At 60.8% G+C, this 6,000-nt stretch carries 7 protein-coding genes; 3 read left to right on the forward strand and 4 right to left on the reverse strand.

Translation table 11 applies throughout. The features are described 5' to 3' along the window. Positions 1–180: 180 nt before the first annotated feature. The 4 genes from ACR0IR_RS17830 to ACR0IR_RS17845 form a co-directional block, all read right to left on the reverse strand. A complete protein-coding gene (locus tag ACR0IR_RS17830) occupies positions 181–753 on the reverse strand; it encodes a cob(I)yrinic acid a,c-diamide adenosyltransferase (RefSeq protein ID WP_093965304.1) in 573 nt (190 codons plus the stop codon). Next, entirely contained in the window at positions 754–957 is a 204-nt protein-coding gene (locus tag ACR0IR_RS17835) for a twin transmembrane helix small protein (RefSeq protein ID WP_093965306.1), read from the reverse strand. 80 nt (positions 958–1,037) lie between these two features. Then, complete coding sequence (locus ACR0IR_RS17840) at positions 1,038–1,865, reverse strand: SDR family NAD(P)-dependent oxidoreductase (RefSeq protein ID WP_170366311.1); 828 nt, start codon at positions 1,863–1,865, stop codon at positions 1,038–1,040. Between the two features lie 68 nt (positions 1,866–1,933). Further along, positions 1,934–2,557 carry an SH3 domain-containing protein gene (locus tag ACR0IR_RS17845; RefSeq protein WP_254439015.1) on the reverse strand — a complete coding sequence of 208 codons (624 nt, stop codon included), beginning with the start codon at positions 2,555–2,557 and terminating at the stop codon, positions 1,934–1,936. A 199-nt stretch (positions 2,558–2,756) separates the two neighbouring features. Here ACR0IR_RS17845 and ACR0IR_RS17850 point away from each other — a divergent pair, with 199 nt between their 5' ends. From ACR0IR_RS17850 to ACR0IR_RS17860, 3 genes are all read left to right on the forward strand, one after another. Further along, positions 2,757–5,105: a DNA topoisomerase IV subunit A gene (locus ACR0IR_RS17850; RefSeq protein WP_170366312.1), complete on the forward strand. Its 2,349-nt coding sequence runs from the start codon at positions 2,757–2,759 to the stop codon at positions 5,103–5,105. A gap of 97 nt (positions 5,106–5,202) precedes the next feature. Next, a complete protein-coding gene (locus tag ACR0IR_RS17855; RefSeq protein WP_170366314.1) occupies positions 5,203–5,793 on the forward strand; it encodes a hypothetical protein in 591 nt (196 codons plus the stop codon). A 116-nt stretch (positions 5,794–5,909) separates the two neighbouring features. After that, positions 5,910–6,000: GTP-binding protein (locus tag ACR0IR_RS17860; RefSeq protein WP_215675807.1), on the forward strand; the 91-nt coding region annotated here is incomplete at its 3' end.

The raw sequence follows: 6,000 nt of genomic DNA on the forward strand, positions 1-6,000 counted from the left end.
TTTCACGCTTTTTGACGTGAAGGAACGAAATATTGTTACCCGGCCGATGGGCGGTTTTGCCGCGCCGGATGGTGCGAAATCACTCTCAAGAAGTTTTGGTCTCAGCGGTTCGCGCCCGCCCTTCGGGCCGAGGCTTCGCCCGTCCGGTCGCCCCAACGTCCGCTGGACGTTGTGCCGCTTTCAGCGGTTCGCGCCCGGAACCCACAAGACGTCATCGCGGCCGCCGTTGTTGGCGCAGCGGGCTGCCACGAAGAACCAGTCGCTGAGGCGGTTGAGGTATTTCACCGCGGCCTCGTTCACCGGTTCCATGTTGGTCAGTTCGACAGACAGGCGCTCGGCGCGCCGCGAGACCGTGCGGCAGACATGAAGATGCGCCGCCAGCTTTGATCCGCCCGGCAAGATGAAGCTGCGCAACGGTTCGAGGTCGGCATTCATCGCGTCGATTTCCGATTCCAGACGATCGATCTGGGCCGGGGCGATCCGCAGGGGCGGGTAGTCGGCCTCGGCGTCTTTTTCCATGTCGGGGCGACACAGGTCGGCGCCCAGGTCGAACAGATCGTTCTGAATGCGAGCCAGCGCCGCATCGACCTCGCCCTCGGCCTCGGTGCGCGCCACGCCGACAAATGCGTTCAACTCGTCCACCGTGCCATAGGCCGCCACGCGGCCCGAATACTTCGCAACCCGTTCGCCATTGCCCAGCGCGGTTTTGCCATCGTCCCCGGTCCGGGTGTAAATCTTGTTCAGAACGACCATCTACTGCACTCCCTGTCCACGCAGGTAGACGTAGAGCACGATCAGCACCACGGCAATGAATTGAAACAGGATGCGCAGCCGCATCATCTTGTTGCTTTTCTTGGCAGCCGCCATGCCGCCCTTGCCGAAATTGGATATGCCGATGGCAAGAACAACGACGACCGCCGCCATCGCCAAAAGAAGTACGCCCATTAGAAGGTCCATGAACTCACCGTCCGCATTTGTTGTATCCTTTGCGCACCATCTAGCGGGGCGGCCCGCGAAAGCGAACGGGTAATTTCGTCTCAGATACCTGAAAGGATGCGGTCTATCGTGCCCGTTGGCAGAATGCGGCGCAGATAACCCGCGATATAGGTCGGTGTGGTCACGTAGTATCGAGCCTTGGGCGACTTTGCCTCGAGCGCGCGGGCAAGTTTGTCAGTTACCGCAGACGCCGGCAGTTCGAACCGGTCGGGGCCCGAGTCTTCGTACAGACGTTTGAGCAGCGACCCCTCATACTTGTCGCGCAGAGCCGAGTTTTCCCAATCTATGAACCGTTCAAAAACCGGTATGGCCTTTTCGCGCAGTTTAGAGGTGATGGGACCGGGTTCAATCAGCACCACTTTGATGCCGGTGCCGCGCAGCTCCAGCCTCATCGTATCGGTCAGGCCTTCGATTGCGTATTTCGTGGCGACGTAAGCACCGCGCCAGGGAAAGGCGACCAGACCCAGTACCGACGAGTTCTGCACGATGCGGCCATGGCCCTGTGCACGCATGACGGGTATCACCTGGCGGGTCAGTTCGTGCCAGCCAAAAACATTGGTCTCGAAGATATGGCGCAACCCGTCGGTGGGCACATCTTCGATCGCACCGGGCAGGCCATGGGCGCCGTTGTTGAACAGCGCTTCCAATGTGCCGCCCGTTGCTTCGAGAACACTGGCCAATCCCGAAGTGATCGATTCCGCATCGGTATAGTCGATTCTTGGGCTGTCAAAGCCCTGTGCCCTCAGTCTGTCGCAATCGCGCTGATGTCTGCAGGCGGCAAACACGCGCCATCCGCGTGCACGCATCCCGTGTGCCGCGTCCAGACCAATGCCGGATGAGCATCCGGTGATGAGGATGGATTTCTGCATGTCTGCCCCAAAGTCGTCCTCGGCAAAAACTATTGCGAGGATCGGCCTCCGGCAATGACGGCATCACGTCAATTTGTGCTTTTTCGGATCAACGAGGAGGAAATCCAGCCAACCTGTTGCTCGGGCAACACGCGCAGGCGCAGCCAGCCGGTTCCGGACTCGCTCAGAACTTCGACCTGCTGACCCATCCGCGCTTTGCCGATGATCGGATAGATCGTGCCGGGGCCGTCGCGCATGTTCACGCGGGTGCCGGACACGATGCGGATGTCTTTCGGCGGCTCTGCCGGTGCAGGGGCTGCTGCTTCCGGTTCGGACTCGGTGTCCAGAACTTGCACGGCCGCGTTTTCATCCAGCGACGCCAGCGAGAAGGTGCCGCCGGTATTGTCGAAACTGGACAGATCAGAATTCAGACCGGCGGCGATCTGCGCCAGCAACGCCTCGGTATCGACGGCATCGGCTGCTGGGATCGGTTCCGGCTTGGGTTCGGACGGCTTGGCGGGGCGCAGGGCCACCTTCGTCACAAGTTCGGTTGCCGGGGAGGGGACCAGTGGCCTGGGCTCGGGTTTCTCAGCCGCCGCAACGACGGGTGGTGCCTCGGCGCGCGTGCCGCGCGGTTCGAATTCGGATCCACCGCTCATGACGTAGAAGAACCAGCCGAGCATGGCAAAAGTAACAAGCATAAGGCGCGTCATGGCGCATCCCCCGGTAATCATAACAACAAGAAAAAGGCAGCATTCAATTGTTGGGATCCTAACATAGTTCGGGTCCCGAGTCGAAAATCGGGGGAAATCGCCGGGTTGGCTCCCCCTGTTGCAAAAACCGCGACTTGTCCCCAGCAAAATATGCCTTGGTTGCTTTACCACGCGCGCCGGGCGTCGTATCACATCATCTATGAACGACACGATCGACGACCCCAACATGGAGGCCCCCGACGCCGGAGGCGAGGTGGCCGAACCGCTGCGGCGGGCAATTGGCGAGCGTTATCTGACTTATGCGCTGTCCACCATCATGCACCGCGCGCTGCCCGATGCGCGCGACGGGCTGAAGCCGGTTCACCGGCGAATCCTCTACGCCATGCGCGAGCTGCGACTCAGCTCCTCGGGCGGGTTCCGCAAGTCGGCCAAGATCTCGGGTGACGTGATGGGTAATTATCACCCGCACGGAGACGCCGCGATCTATGACGCAATGGCGCGCCTGGCGCAGGATTTCAACGTCCGCTACCCGCTGGTCGACGGGCAAGGCAACTTCGGCAACATCGACGGCGACAACCCGGCGGCTTCGCGCTACACCGAGGCGCGGATGACCATCGTTGCCGAGGCGTTGCTGGAGGGGCTGAACGAGGACGCCGTCGATTTCCGCGACAACTATGACGGCACGCTGACCGAACCGGTCGTCTTGCCGGCACAGTTCCCGAACCTTCTGGCCAATGGCGCCTCGGGCATTGCCGTGGGCATGGCGACCAACATCCCGCCGCACAACATTGCCGAGCTGTGCGACGCCTGCCTGCATCTGATCAAGACGCCCGACGCGCGTGACGACACGTTGCTGAACTATGTGCCGGGGCCCGATTTCCCGACGGGCGGCGTCATCGTCGAACCGGCCGAGAATATCGCGCAGGCCTATCGCACCGGGCGCGGCTCGTTCCGGCTGCGTTGCAAATACGAGGTCGAGGATCTGGGCCGCGGCCAGTGGCAGATCGTGGTCACCGAGATCCCGTATCAGGTTCAGAAATCCAAGCTGATCGAAAAGATCGCCGAGCTGATCCAGACCAAGAAGATCCCGATCCTGGGCGATGTGCGCGACGAATCCGCCGAGGACATCCGCCTCATCCTCGAGCCGCGCTCCAAGAACGTGGACCCCGAGGTGTTGATGAACATGCTGTATCGCAACTCGGATCTCGAGGTGCGGTTCAGCCTGAACATGAACGTGCTGATCGACGGGGTGACGCCCAAGGTCTGTTCGATGAAGGAAGTGCTGCGCGCCTTCCTAGACCACCGGCAAGAGGTGCTGCTGCGCCGCTCGCGTCACCGGATGGCCAAGATCGACCACCGGCTTGAGGTATTGGAGGGCTTCATTGTTGCCTTCCTGAATCTGGACCGCGTGATTGATATCATCCGCTATGACGACGACCCCAAGGCCGCGCTGATGCGCGAGAATTGGGGCATCGACCATGTCCGCGCCACCAGCGAGGCCGACTATGTCTCGCCCAAACCGGGCGAGGGCGAACTGTCCGAAGTTCAAGTCGACGCGATCCTGAACATGCGCCTGCGCAGCCTGCGTCGTCTCGAAGAGATGGAACTGGTGCGCGAGCGTGACGCACTGATGGAAGAGCGCGCAGAACTTGAGGATCTGCTGGCGGATGAGGGTCTGCAATGGGCCAAGATCGCTGAACAGCTGAAAGAGACCAAGAAGACCTTCGGCAAGGATTATGAGGGCGGCGCGCGTCGCACCCGCTTTGCCGAAGCAGGCGAGGTCGAGGACGTGCCGCTTGAGGCGATGATCGACAAAGAGCCGATTACGGTCGTCTGCTCGCAGATGGGCTGGATCCGCGCCATGACCGGCCATATCGACCTGAACCGCGAGCTGAAGTTCAAGGACGGCGACGGGCCGCGGTTTATCTTCCACGCGGAAACCACCGACCGGCTGCTGGTCTTCGCATCGAACGGGCGGGTCTATACGGTCAGCGCCGCGAACCTTCCCGGTGGCCGGGGAATGGGTGAGCCGCTGCGCCTGATGGTCGATCTGCCCAACGAGGCACAGATCGTCGACATCCTGATCCACAAGCCGGGGCGCAAGCTGCTGGTTGCTTCGGATGCGGGCAACGGGTTCATGGTGCCCGAGGACGAGGTGCTGGCCCAGACCCGCAACGGCAAACAGGTGCTGAACGTCAAGGATGACGAGCGCGCGGTGATCTGCAAGCCGATCGAGGGCGATCACGTCGCTGTGGTATCACAGAACGGCAAGTTTCTGGTGTTCCCGGTCTCCGAACTGCCCGAGATGACGCGTGGCAAGGGTGTGCGTCTGCAGAAATACAACATGGCGCGCGGGCGCCAGGGCACGCTGGAGCTGGATGGTGGCCTGTCCGACCTGACGACGTTCAACTGGGAGGACGGTCTGAAATGGTCAATGGGCGGCGACAAGACGCGGCATGAGGCAGATATGTCTCAATGGCTGGCAAAGCGCGCAAGCGTCGGAAAAAAACCGCCCTATGGGTTCCCGCGCGATTACAAGTTCTCGTGATCTTGCGCCGACCACGGTGGAAATCTGCCGATACGGCTTGGCACAAGCTGCATCGGTGCGCTAGATCAAAGAAAAACAGGCCTATCGAGACGAGACAATGCTGCGCATTTTGACCCTGATTACCGGACTGGCCCTGGTGGGCGCCTGCACGCAGACGCAACTCTATGAAGAGCCGGAAGATCTGGGCGAATTCAAGTTGCGCGTGAACTATGCGTTTGCCGACAAGGCCGTCCAGGGGCCGGTGTCTCGGGACGCGACGCCCCAGGAATGGACCGAAGCGATCCAGAAGGCCGTCGATATCCGCCTTGGTCGCTATCAGGGCTCGCAGGAGTATGACATCGGGATCAGCCTCGAAGGCTATATGCTGGCGCCTCCCGGCATTCCGGTGATCTACAACCCCAAAAGCACAGCGATCGTCCTGGTCAACGTTTACGATGTCGGCAAGAAACAGTTTCTGGCCAAGGGCAAGCAGTTCCAGGTCCTCGAAGATACGACCGGAGGCAGCGCTCTGAAGGGCTCGGGCAACGAACGCACCAAGGAAGAGCAGATGAGCGGTTTGGCACTGAAAGTGGCGGACCGCGTCGAGGAATGGCTGGCTGAAGAGCACAAGGACAACGGTTGGTTCGACCTGCGCCCCGGCCTGATCCAACCGATTGAATCCGGACAGGCGATACAAAACCCGGCATAGTTTTGAGGATTTCCCTCAGGATGTGCTTGATTTTCCGCTTTGAACCAAATATCTCGCGCGCGCAGATGTAACCACGGGACCAAGGGTCCCCCAAATCGCAAAAGGGCGCCTGAGGAATGGCAAAGGAAAAGTTTGAGCGTACAAAACCGCACGTCAACATTGGCACGATTGGCCACGTTGACCACGGCAAGACGACGCTGACCGCAG

The sequence above is a fragment of the Ruegeria sp. CF2 genome (assembly GCF_056537385.1).

Excerpts from the sequence above, each read along its gene's own strand:
- ACR0IR_RS17855 (WP_170366314.1), top strand. The coding sequence starts at position 5,203 with ATGCTGCGCATTTTGACCCTGATTACCGGACTGGCCCTGGTGGGCGCC.
- ACR0IR_RS17845 (WP_254439015.1), bottom strand. The coding sequence starts at position 2,557 with ATGACGCGCCTTATGCTTGTTACTTTTGCCATGCTCGGCTGGTTCTTC.
- ACR0IR_RS17835 (WP_093965306.1), bottom strand. The coding sequence starts at position 957 with ATGGACCTTCTAATGGGCGTACTTCTTTTGGCGATGGCGGCGGTCGTC.
- ACR0IR_RS17850 (WP_170366312.1), top strand. The coding sequence starts at position 2,757 with ATGAACGACACGATCGACGACCCCAACATGGAGGCCCCCGACGCCGGA.
- ACR0IR_RS17830 (WP_093965304.1), bottom strand. The coding sequence starts at position 753 with ATGGTCGTTCTGAACAAGATTTACACCCGGACCGGGGACGATGGCAAA.
- ACR0IR_RS17840 (WP_170366311.1), bottom strand. The coding sequence starts at position 1,865 with ATGCAGAAATCCATCCTCATCACCGGATGCTCATCCGGCATTGGTCTG.